Below are 17480 nucleotides of genomic sequence, written 5' to 3'. Positions count from 1 at the left end.
CCTAGGACGATGATGCCCGTTCCTCGAGCCATTCTTCCAGCCATTTGATGGTGTAGTCGCCGCTGATTACGTCGGGTTGTTGCAGCAGTTCCTGATGCAGCGGGATGGAGGTTTTAACGCCCTGGATCACCATCTCCTCAAGCGCGCGCTTCAGGCGCATCAGGCACCCCTCGCGCGTGCGGCCGTAGACGATCAGCTTGGCAATCATGCTGTCGTAATAAGGCGGGATGGAATAGCCGGCATACAGCCCGCTATCCACGCGCACATGCATACCGCCAGCCTGGTGGTAATAGTCGATCTTGCCCGGGCTGGGCGCGAAGGTGAACGGGTCTTCGGCATTGATGCGACATTCGATCGCATGGCCCTTGAACTCGATATCCTCCTGCGCAACCGACAATTCCTTGCCGTCGGCGATGCGGATCTGTTCGCGCACCAGATCGACGCCGGTGATCATCTCGGTGACGGGATGCTCCACCTGCAGGCGGGTGTTCATTTCGATGAAATAGAACTCGCCATCTTCCCACAGGAATTCGATCGTGCCGGCGCCGCGATAGCCCATGTCGGCCATCGCCTTTGCCACGATGCCGCCCATGCGCATGCGCTCTTCGGACGTGATTACGGGGGAGGGGGCTTCCTCGAAAACCTTCTGGTGGCGGCGCTGCAGGCTGCAATCGCGCTCGCCCAGATGGATGGCGTTGCCGCGCCCGTCGCCGAAGACCTGAAATTCGATATGGCGCGGATTGCCAAGGTACTTTTCGAGGTACATCGTGTCGTCGCCAAAGGCCGCCTTGGCCTCGCTCATGGCGCGCTTGACAAGCGGCTCCATCGATTCCGCATCGGGAATGACCTGCATGCCGCGCCCGCCGCCGCCGGCAGCCGCCTTGGCGATCACCGGATAGCCGATCTCGTCGGCGACGCGCCGCATCTCGTCGAAGTCGGAAATGGCACCATCGCTGCCCGGCACCAGTGGCAGGCCGAGCGCGCCCGCGGTCGTCTTGGCCTGCACCTTGTCGCCCATGGTGCGGATATGTTCGGGCTTCGGCCCGATCCACGCGATGTCATGCGCTTCCACGATGTCGGCGAACTTGGCGTTCTCCGACAGGAAGCCGTAACCGGGATGGATCGCATCCGCGCCGGTGATCTCGGCGGCGGATATGATGGCGGCGTGGTTGAGGTAGCTTTCGGACGCGGCAGGCGGGCCGATGCACACAGCATGGTCGGCCAGGCGCACATGCATGGCTTCGGCATCGGCGGTGGAATGCACCGCCACCGTCTCGATCCCCATTTCGTGCGCCGCGCGGTGGATACGCAGCGCGATCTCGCCGCGATTGGCGATAAGAATTCGGGAGATGCCCATTAGCCGATGACGACCAGCGGCTGGTCGAACTCGACCGGGTCGCCATTGCCGACAAGGATGTCCTTCACTGTACCATCCTTGTCCGCCGTGATCGGATTCATGACCTTCATGGCCTCGACGATCAGCAGCGTGTCGTCCTTCTTCACCGCGTCGCCGACGCTGACGAAATTGGCGGACGAGGGATCGGGCGCGAGGTAGGCGGTGCCAACCATCGGCGATTTGATGGCGTCGACAGGAGCCGCGCTGATAGCCGCTTCGCCGCCGTCTGCCTGCGGGGCTGCCGCAGCAGGAGCAGGCGCTGCCACCGGAGCAGGCGCAGCATAGGCTGCTGGCGCTGCCGCCACGCCGCCGCGCGCGACGCGGATCATGCGATCGCCATCTTCCACTTCGATTTCGGTAAGGCCGGTCTCGGCCAGGATATCCGCCAGTTCGCGCACCAGCGCAGTATCGACGGTCAGTCCACCCTTGTGGGCGGTTTCGCCCTTCTTGTCAGGCATGCAATCCCCATTCGCGATCACTGTAACTCAAGCCTCGCGGGCTAGAGACTGCGGCAGCGGCTGGCAAGGGGCACGCGCCGTTTTAAAGCGCCGCCGCTTTCTCCAGCGCAACGACATATCCGCGCGCGCCCATGCCTTTGACCTCGTCCACGGCGGCCATGCCGACATAGGAGCGATGGCGAAACTCCTCACGCGCCTGTGGGTCGGACAGGTGCACCTCGATCACGGGCACAGCAATCGCGCGAATGGCATCGAGCAGGGCGATGGAAGTGTGGGTAAACGCAGCGGCATTCAGCAGCACCGCCTTCGCCCCCTCCGCCTGCGCTTCATGCAGCCAGTCCACCAGCACGCCTTCGTGATTGGTCTGGCGCATGTCGATTTCGCAATCGAGCTCGCGTGCGCGGTCTTCCAGCATGCCGGCAATATCGTCCAGCGTGTCGGACCCGTAAATCTCCGGCTCGCGCAAGCCGAGCAGGTTGAGGTTGGGACCATTGAGGACGTAGATGAGGTGGGCCATGTTGGTCGCCCTAGCGCAGCGCAGGCAGCATGGACAGCGCGTTTACAGCACGCCCATTTCGCGTTCGCCCTGTGCCGTCGGGCCGTGCGTGGAGGGGCGGCGGTGCGGCGGGTTCGCCATCTCCTGCGCGCTCGGCAGCGTCAACGGAGCACCATGGCGAATGGCAAATGCGATGTGCTGTTCGGGCATGACGATATAGGCTTCGCGCAAATCATCATGGCTGAGCGCCACCCATCTGCCGCCCAGCAGTGTGTCGGAGGCGTGGACGCGCAACCCGTCCCACGGCAGCAATATCGGCTTCTGAAAGTAGTAATTCGGTCTGCGCGATCGGATCGAAAGGCCTTCTTTATGGATGCTTATCCGCTGCGCGAAATAGCGGCCTTGCTTCAGGTGCGGGATCGAAAGGTTCGACCAATTCGACACGTAGATGACGCCTACAGGGTCCGATGCGATTTCCGGCGGGAGTTCCAGCCGGCGCGGCACGAACCGGCCGAACCATTTGTAGGGCACCATCTTGGTGTCGATCATCAGCTTCATCACGAGCAGGAAAACGCTCAGCCCGATGACCATGCCGACGCCGCGCATGAAGATATCGTAAATCTGGGACAGTATATCCAGCACGATGACGCGCTCCTCTCGCCGCGTGAGGGCGGCTTTGCCGTCACAAGCTGAAAATCGGGTAAAAGCGCACCAAGCTACGGCTCGGCGCAGGGGGGCGCGTTTGCCCGCCTGCGCCGGATTGGCCTACTGCTCCACGCCCTTCACCTTGCCCCACTGGCGCGCGGCGGTGTAACCGAGATAGCCGGTGCCGAAGAGGGCGTAGAGCTCCTCCGGCAGGCCGCGCAGATAGCCGGTGATGCCTTCACCGATGCTGGCGGCGGCGGACGGGTTGAACGCGCTCAGCACGCCCATCGGGATGCTGAACAGCATGATGGTGTACATCACATAGAGAAAGCTGGGCCGCGCGCGGCTGGTCCACGGATCGCGGCTGTTCGCCTCGGCGACGATGGCGGAAAGGCGCGCCTGGATCATATCCATCTCCTGGCTGCCCTGCATGCGGATGAGTTCCAGCTTGGCGCGCTCGCGGGCTTCCTTGTCGGGGATGATCTTGTCGATCAGCGATGCGATGGGGCCGATCAGCGATTCCAGTAAGGCCATGACGGGCGGTTCCTTTGTGTCTGCGTTGGATTCGCCCACCCGCCTGCGCCGCCCAGCCATCTGTAGGACAGCGCTTTTTCCGCCCACCGATGGCCGCGGAAACCGATTTGACTGCATCCGCTCGCCATGCAACGGGCATTTCGAGAGGAGAGACGAGGGCATGAGCGCCAATATCGCCGAGATGGAACGTCGCCGGGAGGCAGCCCGCATGGGCGGCGGCCAAAAGCGCATCGACGCGCAGCACGCTAAGGGAAAGCTGACCGCGCGCGAACGGCTCGACGTGCTGCTGGACGAAGGCAGCTTCGAGGAGCTCGACACCTATGTCGAGCACGACTGCACCGATTTCGGCATGGAAGAGCAAAAGATCACCGGCGACGGCGTCGTCACTGGCAGCGGCACGATCGACGGGCGGCTGGTCTATGTATTCTCTCAGGATTTTACCGTCTTCGGCGGCAGCCTGTCCAAACGCCATGCGGAGAAAATCTGCAAGGTGATGGACACCGCGATGAAGGTGGGCGCGCCGGTGATCGGCCTCAACGATTCAGGCGGCGCGCGCATTCAGGAAGGCGTAGCTTCGCTGGGCGGCTATGCCGAAGTGTTCCAGCGCAACGTGCTGGCGAGCGGCGTGGTGCCGCAGCTTTCGCTCATCATGGGGCCATGCGCGGGCGGCGCCGTGTATTCGCCCGCCATGACGGACTTCATCTTCATGGTGAAGGATAGCAGCTACATGTTCGTGACCGGACCTGAGGTGGTGAAAACCGTTACCAACGAGGAAGTGACGCAGGAAGAACTGGGCGGGGCGGTGGTCCACACCAGCAAAACGAGCGTTGCCGACCTCGCGCTGGAAAACGATCTGGAAGCACTGGTCGCTGCGCGCGAGCTGATGGGCTTCCTGCCGCTCAGCAATCGCTCCGACCTGCCCGAACTGCCGACCGACGATCCCTGGGACCGCATGGAGGACAGCCTCGACACGTTGATCCCGGCCAATGCCAACCAGCCCTACGACATGCACGAAGTCATCGCCAAGGTGGTGGACGAGGGCACGTTCTTCGAAATCCAGCCCAGTTTCGGCGCGAACATCATCACCGGCTTCGGCCGGATCGAGGGGAGGCCTGTGGGCTTCGTTGCCAACCAGCCTATGGTGCTGGCGGGCGTGCTCGACATCAATGCCAGCCGCAAGGCCGCGCGCTTCGTGCGCTTCTGCGATGCGTTCGGCATCCCGATCGTGACGTTCGTGGATGTGCCCGGCTTCCTCCCCGGCACGGCGCAGGAGCATAACGGCATAATCAAGCACGGCGCGAAGCTGCTCTTCGCCTATGCCGAGGCGACCGTGCCCAAGATTACCGTCATCACCCGCAAGGCCTATGGCGGCGCGTACGACGTGATGGCGAGCAAGCACCTGCGCGGCGATTTGAACTACGCTTGGCCGACCGCCGAAATCGCCGTGATGGGCGCAAAGGGTGCGGTGGAGATCATCTTCCGCCAAGACCGCGACGATCCCGACAAGATCGCCGAGAAAACGAAGGAATACGAAGACCGCTTCGCCAACCCATTCGTGGCGGCGTCACGCGGCTATATCGACGAGGTGATCTATCCGCATTCGACTCGGCGGCGGATCGCGTTGGGGCTGCGGAAGCTGGCGAACAAGAGCCTAGAGAACCCTTGGAAGAAGCATGATAATCTGCCGTTGTGAGGTGCTGACGTGGAGATAGCTTTAGTAGGTCTTTTTGGCGTCCTTGTGGGGGCAGTAGGCCAGTTTTTCAGCGCTAAGGCTCTTGAAAATCATCGTTTGAGAAAGGCCAATCAGCGCGATGCATACAACGCCTTTCTAGCCGCGCTTTCATTATCGGCACACGCAAAGGCTGAAGATGAGATTGAAGCGAAAAGAGCTCTAGCCCACGCAAAGAGTCTGATTGCGTTGTATGGCTCTCCGATTGTTCTTGAGAAGCTTGCTACACTCTTCGAGCAGAGCGATAGCTTGAAAGGCATCATCGCGCAGTTTCGACTGACGGAAGTTCTTGGCGACATGCGAAAGGATGTAGGCAGCGCTAGCGGTCGGGGCGTGCAAGGGAACATGTTTCCGGTGCTTTTCTCATGAAACTCGGTCGCCTCAACCACATCGGTGTCGTAACACCTTCGATCGTAGAGTCGGTAGCGCATTACCGCGAGACGATGGGTGCGACCGCCACCACCGAACCGTTCGACTTGCCCGCGCAGGGGGTGAAGGTCTGCTTCGTCGATACGCCCGACGCGCATGGCGAGGTCGGCAAGGGCACGCAGATCGAGCTGATCGAACCGCTGGGTGAGGATTCGCCCATTCACAAGTTTCTCGAAAAGAACCCGCTGGGCGGGCAGCATCATGTCTGTTTCGAGGTCGAGGACATTGCCGAGGCGCGCAGCTGGTTCGAGGGGCAGGGCAAGCGCATCCTCGGGCCCACCCGCACAGGCGCGCACGGCACGCCGATTTTCTTCCTCCACCCCAAGGACATGATGGGCCAGCTGACCGAGATCATGGAGACTCCGCGTGGTGATGGTCACTAAAAACTGCCCCCTCTTCCCGCTCGTCCTGAGCCTGTCGAAGGACTGCTTTTTCTTCGGGCGCGGCGCAGAAAGTGAAGGACAACCCTTCGACAAGCTCAGGGTGAGCGGGTTGGGGGATGTTTTCGAGATTTGAGATGACAGACAAACCGACCAAATCAGACTGGCACGAAAAGGCCGCCAAGGAAGTCAAGGGCCGCGACCTGACATGGCACACGCCAGAGGGGATTGCCGTGCAGCCGCTTTATACGGCGGAGGATACAGACGGTCTCGACCCCGGCCTGCCCGGTTTCGCACCGTTCACCCGCGGCCCCTATGCCAGCATGTATACCGGCCGCCCGTGGACGATCCGGCAATATGCGGGCTTCTCCACTGCCGAGGAGTCGAACGCCTTCTACCGCCGCAACCTTGCCGCCGGGCAGAAGGGGCTGAGCGTTGCGTTCGATCTCGCTACGCATCGCGGCTATGACAGCGATCATCCGCGCGTTGTCGGCGATGTCGGCAAAGCAGGCGTCGCAATCGACACAGTGCGCGACATGGAGATCCTGTTTGACCAGATCCCGCTCGATGCCATGTCCGTCTCCATGACGATGAACGGCGCGGTGATCCCGGTGATGGCGTTCTATATCGTCGCCGCAGAGCGCGCGGGCGTGCCGCGGGAAAAGCTTTCCGGCACCATCCAGAACGACATTCTCAAGGAGTTCATGGTCCGCAACACCTACATCTATCCGCCCGAGCCATCGATGCGGATCGTGTCGGACATTATCGCCTACACTTCGCAGCACATGCCGCGCTTCAACAGCATTTCGATCAGCGGCTATCACATGCACGAGGCCGGGGCGACCGCCGTGCAGGAGCTCGCCTTCACCATCGCCGACGGCAAGGAATACGCCAAGCGCGCCATGGAAGCGGGGCTCGATATCGACGCCTTCGCGCCGCGCCTTTCGTTCTTCTGGGGCATCGGCATGAACTTCTTCATGGAGATCGCCAAGATGCGCGCCGCCCGCGCGCTGTGGCACGATGTGATGGACGGGCTGGGCGCGCAGAACCCCAAGTCGAAGATGCTCCGCACCCACTGCCAGACCTCAGGCGTCAGCCTGCAAGAGCAGGACCCCTACAACAACGTCATCCGGACAACGGTCGAGGCGCTGGCCGCCGTGCTGGGCGGCACGCAGTCGCTCCATACCAATGCGCTGGACGAGGCCATCGCGCTGCCCACCGATTTCTCCGCCCGCATTGCCCGCAACACTCAGCTGGTGCTGCAGGAGGAGACGGGCATTACCAATGTCGCCGATCCGCTGGGCGGCAGCTATTATGTCGAAAGCCTCACCAGTGCGCTGGTCGAGGAAGCGCGAAAGCTGCTGGACGAGGTGGAAGCGGCTGGCGGGATGACCGCCTATGTCGCATCCGGCGCGCCAAAAGCCGCCATCGAGGAAGCCGCCGCCGCGAAGCAAGCCAGCGTCGACAAGGGCGAGACTGTGATCGTCGGTGTTAACAAATACCGCCGCGATGCCGAGGATGACATCGACACTCTCGACATCGACAACCATGCCGTGCGGGAAAGCCAGATAGCGCGTCTGCGCGATGTGCGTGCGGGGCGTGATGAGGAGGCGTGCCAAGCGGCTCTTGCTGCCGTGACGGCAGGCGCGCGTGCAACGGACAACCTGCTAGCTCTTGCTGTGGAGGCGGCCCGCGCCGATGCGACACTGGGCGAAATCTCCGCCGCGATGGAAGAGGCATTCGGTCGCTACGACACGGTGCCGCAGCCGGTAAAGGGCGTCTATTCGGCAGCCTACGAGGGCGATGATCGCTACCAGCAGGTTGTCGACGGTGTGCAGGCTGTGGCCCGGCGACTGGAGCATGCTCCGCGCATCCTCGTCGCCAAGATGGGACAGGACGGGCATGATCGCGGCGCTAATGTCATCGCCTCCGCTTTTGCCGATATAGGCTTCGAGGTCATTTCGGGTCCGCTTTTTCAGACGCCCGAAGAAACCGCGAAGATGGCGCTGGAGCATGATGTCGATGCGGTCGGCGCCAGCTCTCTGGCGGCAGGCCACAAGACGCTGATCCCCGAGCTGATACAGCATCTGCGCGATGCTGGTCGCGCGGACATCAAGGTGGTGGCAGGCGGCGTCATCCCGCCGCAGGACTACGAGTTTCTTAAGAGCGCCGGTGTGCAGGGGATCTACGGCCCCGGTACCAATGTGGTGGAAGCGGCGGCAGACCTGCTGCGCCTGCTTGGGCATAACATGCCCCCTGCGGGCGAAGAGATCGAGGGCGAGACATGACATTGCGCGCTACCTTCTCGGGCTGCGCCGCTGTCTCGGTCTGTGCCATTGCGATGACCTTTGCGGTGCCCGTACATGCCTGCCTTTATCCAAGCGAAGCGGCCGAGCGCGCCGATGCGGAGGCATGGGCCGAAACCCTCGAAGGGGCGCGCGTCATCCGCGGTAGATTTCGCCGGGTCGAGACGCCGCCGGGGGCAGGCGACGATATCTACGGTTATATCGGGCCGAGCGCCGGTGAGGGGCGGGTCGATATCATCGTCCCGGCAAAGGTGTTCGGTGACAGTTGCTCTCGCGCACGCATCCCGAGGCATCTCGATTACGGCGATTTCTATTTCAGACCGGGTTCCGGGCAACCGGCGGTCCTGTTGCATTTTCGCGATCTGGGTTGGATCGCTTGAAGGCCTTCGCACCTTTTCCCGCGCGCAATGGCCGGGTTGTCTCGGCCTTGCGGCGGATAGGAGCGCAGGCAATAGCGATTGACGAGCCGTCGCTCGGTTGTCGGGTTGGGCTTCGGGCGATAATTCTTTGCGGGTTTGAAGAGGGGGACCCAGCGCATGACAATTGAAGCTCTGCTGCTGGCCAAACAGGCGCGATCTGCCAACCCCTGCGCCGATGCAGGTGGGCCTATTGCCATAGCGGAATGCCGTGCTTGGGAAAACTATGGCGAAGAGGGCTCAGTGGCCACCGGCTTATTTCACGATTGTCTGGCGCAATTGACGGAAGCGCGCGTGCCGATGGTGCTACAATTGGGCAACGCTGTCCGATGAAATCCGCCGTTCGCAGCATTGCCATCGTCACCCTAACCGTCCTGCCGGCATCATGCCTAGCAGGAGCGACAGCATCAGGCCTGATGGACGATCGCCAGCTGGGCAACATTCCCTTGGCGAGTGCAGGCTGGCTGGAGAATATATTGTGGGTGGTTTCGCTCCTACTGATCCTCGTTTGGGCATGGGCAGTGAACCGGATTGGCAAACGATCGTCCAGCGCTGGCGACGCCTCGGCGCCGCAGATGAGTGAAATGGCCGCCTTCGAACCATCGATTGCGGGAGGCGATCGCCACGAAGATGAAAAGCCCGACCTGACCCGTCCCGTGGCCGACGACCCATTGGGTAACCTCGATCAAGACGACCTCGCCGCTATTCAGGCCTGCCTGAACGAGGTGGCGAACGGCACGCATCTGGACGACGGCGAATTACTCGCACGCACCGGCTTCGAGCGGGATGAAATACGCGCGCTGCTGGAACGTACGAGCCGACAGCTGAGGCTGCGTCGGCAGACAAAAAAGGCAGATAGCTGAATGTTCAAAAAAATCCTCATAGCCAATCGCGGCGAGATCGCGTGCCGGGTCATCAAGACCGCGCGGCGCATGGGTATCGCGACTGTCGCGGTCTATTCCGATGCCGATGCGCGCGCGCCTTTCGTGCAGATGGCTGACGAGGCGGTGCATATCGGCCCGGCACCTGCTGCCGAGAGCTATTTGCTTGCCGACAAGATCATCGCAGCCTGCAAGCAGACCGGCGCCGAGGCAGTGCATCCGGGCTACGGCTTCCTCTCCGAGCGTGCCTCCTTCGTCGAAGCGCTGGAGGCGGAAGGCATCGCCTTCATCGGCCCGCCCGCCAATGCCATCGCGGCGATGGGCGACAAGATCGAGTCCAAGAAACTCGCGCGCGAAGCCGGGGTGAATGTCGTCCCCGGCTTCGTCGGCGAAATCCGCGACACCGAGCATGCGGTCGAGATATCCAACGACATCGGCTATCCGGTGATGATGAAGGCCAGCGCAGGCGGCGGCGGCAAGGGCATGCGCCTCGCATGGTCGGAGCAGGATGTGCGCGAAGGCTTCGAAGCGACCAAGCGCGAGGGGCTCAACAGCTTCGGCGACGACCGCGTTTTCATCGAGAAGTTCATCCTCGACCCGCGCCATATCGAGATCCAGGTGCTGGGCGACAAGCACGGCAATGTGCTCTACCTCAACGAGCGCGAATGTAGCATCCAGCGCCGCCACCAGAAGGTGGTCGAGGAAGCGCCATCGCCTTTCGTAACGCCGGAAATGCGCCGCAAGATGGGTGAGCAGGCTGTCGCGCTGTCGCAGGCCGTGGGTTATCATTCGGCAGGTACTGTGGAACTGATCGTCAGCGGTGCGGACCCGACGGGCGAGAGCTTCTACTTCCTCGAAATGAACACCCGCCTGCAGGTCGAGCATCCCGTCACCGAAGCCATCACCGGCATCGACCTGGTAGAGCAGATGATCCGCGTGGCTGCAGGCGAAGAACTGCCGATGTCGCAGGACGATGTCGGTATCGACGGCTGGTCCATCGAAACGCGCATCTATGCCGAAGATCCTTATCGCGGCTTCCTCCCCAGCACCGGCCGGCTGGTGCGCTACCGCACGCCGATGGAAACTTGGGCAGGCGATTTGCGCGGCGTCGACGGCGTCCGCTTCGATAGTGGCGTTACAGAGGGCGGCGAAGTGTCGATCTTCTACGACCCGATGATTGCCAAGCTCATCACCTGGGGCGAGACGCGCGACGAGGCGGCAGACTTGCAAGTGGCTGCACTCGACCGCACGGAACTGGCGGGCCTCGGGCACAATGTCGATTTTCTCTCGGCCCTGATGCAGCATCCGCGCTTCCGCAGCGGCGAGATGACGACGGGCTTCATCGCCGAAGAATATCCCGACGGCTTCGAAGGCGCGGCCATGAGCGAGCAGACGGCCCGCGTTCTGGCAGCTGTCGCAGGCGTCATGGCAACTGCCGATGCTGACCGCGCCCGGCGCATTTCCGGCCAGCTGAACGGTCCGCTTCTTCCACCCGGCGATTGGGTCGTCCGCTCTTGTGACACCGACAGTGAAGTATCGCTCTGCGAAGAGGGCGTGCTTGTCGATGGCGAACAGGTCGTGCTGGCCTTCAACTACACCCCGGGTGACCGCATAGTCGATGTCGACCTGTTCGACAGTGCGGATGAAGACGCCGAAGCCATCGCCAGCTACGGCATCGCGATCGAGCGCACCCGGCTGGGCTATGCGATGACCACGCATGGCCGCCGCCACGATCTGCGCGTGCTGCAGGCCCGCCATGCGGCGCTGGCCAACCACATGATCGAGAAGGTGCCGCCCGACACATCCAAGATGCTGCTCTGCCCGATGCCCGGCCTGCTGGTGAAGCTGCATGTAGGCGAGGGGGACGCGGTGGAAGCAGGCCAGCCGCTCGCCACGGTCGAAGCGATGAAGATGGAAAACATCCTGCGCGCCGAGAAGGCCGGCACCGTCGCCACCGTCAACGCCGAGGAAGGCGAAACGCTAGTGGTGGACGCGGTCATTCTGGAACTCGAATAGCGCCAAGCGCTCAGAACGACAAAAGGCCCGCCATCTCTGCGCAAGATGGCGGGCCTTTTCGTTGCCACTGGTCGGGATGACTGGATTCGAACCAGCGACCCCTACACCCCCAGTATAGTGCGCTACCAGACTGCGCCACATCCCGATACCAGTGGAAGCGCGCCTATAGGCAGGGATATGGCATCTGACAAGCACCGGCTTTGGCATTGCGTGTGGCCTCGATTGCCTCGCCTGCGCAATGCTGCTAGGCGCGCGGGCCATGTGCCGGGACGGGTGCGACTTGAACCTGTTGCCGGCTCTTCCCACTGTTAGTTTTCACTTGAACGCGATGGACGTTTCCCATGCTTGATTTTTTCGCCGCCAGCACATCCCAGAGCGGGGGTGGACTGCTCGGTTTCGTACCCATCATCGGCATGATCCTGATCTTCTGGTTCCTGCTGTTCCGCCCGCAGATGAAGCGCGCGAAGGAGCATCAGGAAAAGGTCGCCAGCCTGAAGAAGAACGACAAGGTCGTGACCGCGGGCGGTATCGTGGGCAAGGTGACGAAGGTCGATGACGACTATGCCGAAGTCGAGATCGCGCAAGGCACGCGCATCAAGGTCGTGAAGAGCACGATCGGCGACATCATCGCACCCGGCGGCAAAGCCGCGAACGACTGACGCGGCAAGGACGGGACGGGGTTTTCCATGCTCGATTTTCCACTCTGGAAGCGCATCTGGCTCTGGGGCATCACGCTGGCGGTGGCGCTGGTGTCGGTGCCATCCATCACATCCTTGTCGGGCGTCAGCCTGCCCGATTGGGCCGAGGGGCCGGAAATTAATCTGGGGCTCGACCTTGCCGGTGGCAGCCACATTCTGCTGGAAGCCGACCCGTCGCAGGTCGCCTCGCAGCGGCTGGAATCGCTGGAAGACAGCGTCCGCACTTCGCTGCGCGATGCCGAGCCCGCCATCCGCATCGGCGATGTGTCGACATCGGGCGGTCGCCTGTCCTTCATGCTGGACAATCCTGCCGAGATCGACCGCGCGCGTGAAATTCTCACCCCGCTGATCAATGGCAATGGTCTCGTCCGCGAATGGGATATGCAGTTGGTCGATGGCAATCGCATGATCCTCACCCCCACCGAGCAGGGGCTGGACCAGGCGGTGGACGATGCGATGGAATCGGCCACCGATGTGGTGCGCCGCCGTATCGACGATCTCGGCACGCGAGAGCCGACCATCATCCGCCAGGGCGACGACCGCATCGTGGTGCAGGTGCCCGGTCTGGAAGATCCGCAGGCGCTGAAAGACCTGCTTGGTCAGACTGCTCGCCTCGAATTCAAGCTGGTCGCCGCCAACCGCCAGGCCGAAATCACCGAAGCCGAAGCGCGCGCCAATCCGCTGCCCGGCACCGAATGGGTCCCCTTCGCCGAGGAAGAGGGCCTGCCCGGTCTCGGCATGGTGGTAAACCGCCTTGGCGGTATTCGCGGCGATAGCCTCACCGGCGCACAGCAGGGGTTCCGACAGGAAGACAACCTGCCCGTCGTCAATATTCAGTTCGATGCGCAGGGCGGGGCAATCTTCGCCCGCCTCTCCACCGAGAATACGGGCCGCCGCTTCGCTATCATTCTCGACGATGAAGTCATCAGCGCGCCGAGCTTCAACGAACCGATCCTGAGCGGTGCGGCGCAGATTTCCGGCAGCTTCACTGTCGAAACCGCCAATCAGCTCGCCATCACGCTGCGATCCGGCGCGCTGCCGGTGGACCTGACCATCATCGAAGAACGCACCGTGGGGCCGGACCTTGGCCGCGATTCCATCGTGGCAGGTGCCGTTGCCATGGGCATCGGCTCCGTTCTGGTGGTGCTGCTGATGGTGGCGACCTATGGCCGTTTCGGCATCTATTCCACGTTTGCGCTGGTGTTCAACATCCTGATGGTGCTGGGCATCATGGCGATCATGAACACCACGCTCACCCTGCCGGGTATCGCCGGCTTTGTGCTGACGGTCGGTGCGGCGGTGGACGCCAACGTGCTTATCAACGAGCGCATACGCGAAGAACGAAGGCGAGGGCGGCGCGTGGTCGCCGCGGTAGAGAATGGCTACAAGGAAGCCAGCCGCGCTATCTATGACGCGAACGTCACCAACTTCATCGCCGGTGTGTTGCTGTTCCTCTTCGGCTCCGGTCCGGTGCGCGGTTTTGCCGTGGTGCTCATCATCGGCCTGTTCACATCGGTCTTCACTGCCGTGGTGCTGACGCGCATGTGGGTGGCCGGCTGGCTGCGCGACAAGCGCCCGCAAGACATCAATATCTGAGCGGAAGGATCAAGACATGCGACTGCTCAAACTCGTTCCCGAGAACACCAACATCCAGTTCCTCAAGCTGCGGTGGCCGTTTTACATCGTCAGCCTGCTGCTGATTGCGGCCAGCTGGGGCTTGGTGATGACCAAGGGCCTCAATTACGGCGTGGATTTCGCCGGCGGGCAGGAAATCACCGGCACCTTTACGCAGGAACAGGAAGCACCGATCGGCGAGCTGCGCGACACGCTCAGTACGCTGGGCCTGGGTGAGCCTGTCATCCAGCGTTTCGGCGATCCGAACCAGGTTTCCATCCGCGTGCGCCTGCCCGAAAGCGCCGAGGGCGATCCTGCCGCGGCAGAGCGTATTGCCGAGCAGATCATCTCCACCGTGACGGCGGAACATGACGACTTCCGCGTCGATTCGAACAACAATGTGTCGGGCAAGGTGTCGGGTGAATTCCGCGACCGGGCGGTGTTCGCGCTGTTAGCGGCGATGCTGGCGATTGCGGCCTATATCTGGATCCGCTTCGAATGGCAGTTCGGCGTGGGCGCGCTGTTCGCGCTGTTCCATGACGTGTCGCTGACCTTGGGCATGTTCGCGCTGTTCCAGCTGGAATTCAGCCTTCAGATCATCGCCGCCATCCTCGCGATCATCGGTTATTCGCTCAACGATACCATCGTGGTCTACGACCGCATCCGCGAGAACCTGAAGAAGTATCGCAAGATGGAGCTGCCGCAGCTGCTGGACCTCTCCGTCAACGAAACGCTGGCGCGTACGGTGATGACCAGCCTGACGCTGCTCGTGGCACTTTTGCCGCTCTTGCTGTTCGGCCCCGCCAGCCTCTTCGGCATGGTCGCCGCCATCGTGCTGGGCATTTTCGTCGGCACCTATTCCTCGGTCTATATGGCGGCGCCGATCCTGATCTGGCTGGGTGTCACCAGCCAAAGCTTCGTGCCGGAAGAGAGCGTGGCAGACCGGCAGGAGCGGAAGGCGCGCGGGCAGATTTGAGGCATAAAGAAGAGGGTGTCTAGCCGCTCGTCATCAGTTGGTAACGCGGCGCGCCGTCTTCAACTCCGAAGGACTGCTTCTTCTTCGGTGTAACGCCGGAATAGGCAAGGCAACCGTAGGGGGCAGCATCCCCCTCTCCGAGTCCGACAAGCTCAGGGTGAGTGGGTTTCCATTATGTTTTCGTAAAATGCTGCCAACGCCGCAGCATTCGCTTCCCAGCTGAATTGCGAGGCATTGGCCGCTACCTTGTCCGCCGGATAGTCCGCTGCCAGCACCTCGCGCACACCGCTGGCAATCGCTGCGACATCGCGTGCAACGATCCGCCCCGCGCTCGGCGCTCTCACCAGTTCCTTTGCCCCGCCTGCATCGGTAATGACCAGCGGCGCGCCGCACGCCAGCGCTTCCACCCAGGCATTGGCGAGCCCTTCGCTGGCGGACGGCAACACCATGGCATCTGCTGCGCTCAGCACGACCGGCAAAGCGCCGTGATCGAGGCTGCCGAGAAAATGCACCCGGTGCGATACGTCGCATTCATAGGCGAGAGTCTGCAAAGCGTCGCGATCGGGCCCTGCGCCGACCAGCGCCAGATGCGCGTCTGGAAGGTCGGCCAAAGCGCGGATGACGAAGTGCTGCCCCTTGCGCGGGATGAAAGCGCCGACCGTGGCCAGCAGGCTTTCACCCTTGCCGAGGTTGATACCATGGTCATCTGCCAGTTGCCGGCGGGATTTAGCGCGGTCCAGCGGCCTGAACAGCTGCCGGTCGAGCCCGGTATAATGGACCGTCACCTTGTCGGCAGGCAGGCGGATTGCGGCCATATCGGCTTTCAGCGCCTCGCTCACCGACAGCAATCCAGCCGCCTGCGCTGCCGCCGCGACCATCTTGCGCTGTGCATAGGCGCGGTGTCCCCAAAGCGAGATGTCCGCGCCGCGCGCCTTGATACTTAGCGGCAGGCCGAGAGCCTCGGCGATCTGCGCGGCGGCGGGTCCGTCCGGATAGAAGAATTGCGCATCGACAAGGTCGAAGGGTTCGGCAGCATGCAGGCGTTGCGCGATCGGCAGGGCGGCGCGCACAATCATCGCCGGATTGAGCGGGCCCCCGACTGCCGGGATGAGTGTGAAGCGCGGGCGGTGCACGGCCACGCCGCCTTCCTCACCGTCCACAGCTGCTTTGGCGAGAGCCTTGTAGCGGCCCATCGGCACGGGCGGTACGCCGATGGGATTGATGACCGTCACATCCCAGCCGTCGCGACCGGCCAGCGCTTCCATCTGGCGCGCCACAAATGTGCCGAAGCGCGGTAGGTGCGCGTTCGGGTAAAGCGTCGCGATGGACAGGATGCGCGGCACGGTGCGGGCGACCTAGAGCTTGCGCACCAGCATTTCCGCGACCGCCAGCCAGGCGGGATTGTCGATCACGATCTGGCGCTGTCCGATGCCCGGCGGCAGCAGGCCGACTAGGTTCGATTGCCGGTCGATCAGTCGCCCGAACGCAAAGCGACCGCCGGAGCGCGGTGCCAAGACATCGCGATTTATCAGGCTGCCTGCATCCTCGATCCGAACCTGCCGCATCCAGAGCTGGTCGCCTGTGCGATATTCGCCTTGGCTGGTCTCGATGGAGAGGCAGACGAGCGCGCCGCCATCCACCAGTTCAGTGGGCAGGATGGCATCGCGCGGGGTCGAAAGGCTTTCCGCACCCGCTTCGGTCAGCCGCGCGATGATCTGCGGCTGCGCCTGCTCCTCGCCTTTCACCAGCGTTTCCGGATCGACGCCCAGCGCGGCGCCGATGCGGTTCATCCAGGTCAGCGAGAGATTGCGCATGCCCGTTTCAAGGCGGCCGATCGTCTGTGCGGTGGTCACGGGGTCGCAGGCAGCGGCGACCTCCGCCAGCGTCATGCCCTTCTGCTTGCGAATATCGCGGATGCGATTGATCATCCTGCCACCTCCAATAACCAAATCGGTTCCAAAAATATCTTTCCTACAACCGATTCGCTTTTGCAAGGGGCGCGCCATCACAAAGAAGGGAATGGCCGATGGCGCAGCGCGAACTTGTCGAACGCGAACTTACCAGTGAAGGGCCGCGCCGGGACGGCGGCATGCGGCGCGGGCGGCGCAGTGTGACTGTGAATGTGGCCGAGAGCCCGCTCGGCTGGCTGCATGCGCATGGCCATCTCGATACCCGCCTGTTCGATGCTGGCGAGCGCCTGCGCGCCGATTACGAACGCGCGCAGCTGGGCGCAAACGTCACCATGCGCTGGGATCCGGTCCGCGTGAAAAGCACGGGCGAGCGGGGGCTAGAACCCAGCGAGCGCCAGATCGCCGCGCGTCATCGTTTCGACGGGGCGCTCAAGCAGGCGGGCAGGGGCCTCGAAGACATTCTGTGGCGCGTGGTCTGCGCCGGAGAAACGCCGCCGGTCGCCGAAAAGGCGCTCGGCTGGCCTGCGCGCAGCGGCAAGCTGGTGCTGAAACTGGCGCTGGACCGGGTGGCGGATTTCTACCGCATCACCTGATAC

At 62.7% G+C, this 17480-nt stretch carries 19 protein-coding genes and 1 tRNA gene; 12 read left to right on the top strand and 8 right to left on the bottom strand.

Features of this window, described 5'->3' with window-relative positions:
• Nucleotide 1 precedes the first annotated feature (1 nt).
• The 5 genes from accC to BMF35_RS11255 form a co-directional block, all read right to left on the bottom strand.
• On the bottom strand, nucleotides 2–1357 hold the full coding sequence (gene accC, locus BMF35_RS11275) for an acetyl-CoA carboxylase biotin carboxylase subunit (RefSeq protein ID WP_047006018.1): 1356 nt from the start codon (nucleotides 1355–1357) through the stop codon (nucleotides 2–4).
• Entirely contained in the window at nucleotides 1357–1854 is a 498-nt protein-coding gene (gene accB, locus BMF35_RS11270; RefSeq protein ID WP_047006017.1) for an acetyl-CoA carboxylase biotin carboxyl carrier protein, read from the bottom strand. Before accB ends, accC begins: the two co-directional genes overlap by 1 nt.
• 82 nt (nucleotides 1855–1936) lie before the next feature.
• A complete protein-coding gene (gene aroQ, locus BMF35_RS11265) occupies nucleotides 1937–2371 on the bottom strand; it encodes a type II 3-dehydroquinate dehydratase (RefSeq protein WP_047006016.1) in 435 nt (144 codons plus the stop codon).
• A 42-nt stretch (nucleotides 2372–2413) separates the two neighbouring features.
• Nucleotides 2414–2992: a hypothetical protein gene (locus tag BMF35_RS11260; protein ID WP_047006015.1), complete on the bottom strand. Its 579-nt coding sequence runs from the start codon at nucleotides 2990–2992 to the stop codon at nucleotides 2414–2416.
• 123 nt (nucleotides 2993–3115) lie between these two features.
• Nucleotides 3116–3529 (bottom strand): holin family protein, encoded by a 414-nt coding sequence (locus tag BMF35_RS11255; protein ID WP_047006544.1) that lies wholly within the window; start codon nucleotides 3527–3529, stop codon nucleotides 3116–3118.
• Nucleotides 3530–3689: 160 nt separating this feature from the next.
• Here BMF35_RS11255 and BMF35_RS11250 point away from each other — a divergent pair, with 160 nt between their 5' ends.
• The 8 genes from BMF35_RS11250 (at nucleotide 3690) to BMF35_RS11215 (ending at nucleotide 11686) form a co-directional block, all read left to right on the top strand.
• Nucleotides 3690–5222, top strand: a complete 1533-nt coding sequence (locus BMF35_RS11250; RefSeq protein WP_047006014.1) for an acyl-CoA carboxylase subunit beta — start codon at nucleotides 3690–3692, stop codon at nucleotides 5220–5222.
• Between the two features lie 9 nt (nucleotides 5223–5231).
• Nucleotides 5232–5627, top strand: a complete 396-nt coding sequence (locus tag BMF35_RS11245; protein WP_156172048.1) for a hypothetical protein — start codon at nucleotides 5232–5234, stop codon at nucleotides 5625–5627.
• Nucleotides 5624–6070: a methylmalonyl-CoA epimerase gene (gene mce / locus BMF35_RS11240; RefSeq protein WP_047006012.1), complete on the top strand. Its 447-nt coding sequence runs from the start codon at nucleotides 5624–5626 to the stop codon at nucleotides 6068–6070. Before BMF35_RS11245 ends, mce begins: the two co-directional genes overlap by 4 nt.
• A 134-nt stretch (nucleotides 6071–6204) precedes the next feature.
• Nucleotides 6205–8355 carry a methylmalonyl-CoA mutase gene (gene scpA / locus BMF35_RS11235; protein WP_047006011.1) on the top strand — a complete coding sequence of 717 codons (2151 nt, stop codon included), beginning with the start codon at nucleotides 6205–6207 and terminating at the stop codon, nucleotides 8353–8355.
• Nucleotides 8352–8753, top strand: a complete 402-nt coding sequence (locus BMF35_RS11230) for a hypothetical protein (RefSeq protein WP_047006010.1) — start codon at nucleotides 8352–8354, stop codon at nucleotides 8751–8753. The genes scpA and BMF35_RS11230 overlap by 4 nt, the downstream gene beginning before the upstream one ends.
• A gap of 156 nt (nucleotides 8754–8909) precedes the next feature.
• The gene (locus tag BMF35_RS11225) at nucleotides 8910–9122 is read left to right on the top strand and encodes a hypothetical protein (RefSeq protein ID WP_071961212.1); all 213 of its coding nucleotides are present in this window, start codon (nucleotides 8910–8912) and stop codon (nucleotides 9120–9122) included.
• The gene (locus BMF35_RS11220) at nucleotides 9119–9652 is read left to right on the top strand and encodes a hypothetical protein (RefSeq protein WP_156172047.1); all 534 of its coding nucleotides are present in this window, start codon (nucleotides 9119–9121) and stop codon (nucleotides 9650–9652) included. The genes BMF35_RS11225 and BMF35_RS11220 overlap by 4 nt, the downstream gene beginning before the upstream one ends.
• Nucleotides 9653–11686, top strand: a complete 2034-nt coding sequence (locus tag BMF35_RS11215; RefSeq protein WP_047006008.1) for an acetyl-CoA carboxylase biotin carboxylase subunit — start codon at nucleotides 9653–9655, stop codon at nucleotides 11684–11686.
• A gap of 68 nt (nucleotides 11687–11754) precedes the next feature.
• Here BMF35_RS11215 and BMF35_RS11210 read toward each other — a convergent pair.
• A tRNA-Pro gene (locus BMF35_RS11210) sits at nucleotides 11755–11831 on the bottom strand.
• 196 nt (nucleotides 11832–12027) lie between these two features.
• On the opposite strand from BMF35_RS11210, the gene yajC reads away from it, so the two are divergent.
• From yajC to secF, 3 genes are read left to right on the top strand one after another with little or no spacing between them, the layout of a single operon-like run.
• A complete protein-coding gene (yajC, locus tag BMF35_RS11205; protein ID WP_047006007.1) occupies nucleotides 12028–12345 on the top strand; it encodes a preprotein translocase subunit YajC in 318 nt (105 codons plus the stop codon).
• A gap of 27 nt (nucleotides 12346–12372) precedes the next feature.
• Entirely contained in the window at nucleotides 12373–13980 is a 1608-nt protein-coding gene (secD, locus tag BMF35_RS11200; RefSeq protein WP_047006006.1) for a protein translocase subunit SecD, read from the top strand.
• Between the two features lie 16 nt (nucleotides 13981–13996).
• Entirely contained in the window at nucleotides 13997–14974 is a 978-nt protein-coding gene (gene secF, locus BMF35_RS11195; protein ID WP_047006005.1) for a protein translocase subunit SecF, read from the top strand.
• Between the two features lie 152 nt (nucleotides 14975–15126).
• On the opposite strand, the gene BMF35_RS11190 is transcribed toward secF, so the two are convergent.
• On the bottom strand, nucleotides 15127–16317 hold the full coding sequence (locus BMF35_RS11190) for a glycosyltransferase (RefSeq protein WP_047006004.1): 1191 nt from the start codon (nucleotides 16315–16317) through the stop codon (nucleotides 15127–15129).
• Nucleotides 16318–16329: 12 nt separating this feature from the next.
• Nucleotides 16330–16902, bottom strand: coding sequence for a helix-turn-helix domain-containing protein (locus BMF35_RS11185; RefSeq protein ID WP_047006003.1), 573 nt, complete (start codon nucleotides 16900–16902; stop codon nucleotides 16330–16332).
• A gap of 98 nt (nucleotides 16903–17000) precedes the next feature.
• On the opposite strand from BMF35_RS11185, the gene BMF35_RS11180 reads away from it, so the two are divergent.
• On the top strand, nucleotides 17001–17477 hold the full coding sequence (locus BMF35_RS11180; RefSeq protein ID WP_047006002.1) for a DUF6456 domain-containing protein: 477 nt from the start codon (nucleotides 17001–17003) through the stop codon (nucleotides 17475–17477).
• Nucleotides 17478–17480: the final 3 nt, after the last annotated feature.

This window comes from Aurantiacibacter gangjinensis, from assembly GCF_001886695.1.
In the GTDB taxonomy this organism is placed as follows: Bacteria; Pseudomonadota; Alphaproteobacteria; order Sphingomonadales; family Sphingomonadaceae; genus Alteraurantiacibacter; species Alteraurantiacibacter gangjinensis.
This window is presented reverse-complemented; position numbering and strand designations above follow the sequence as displayed.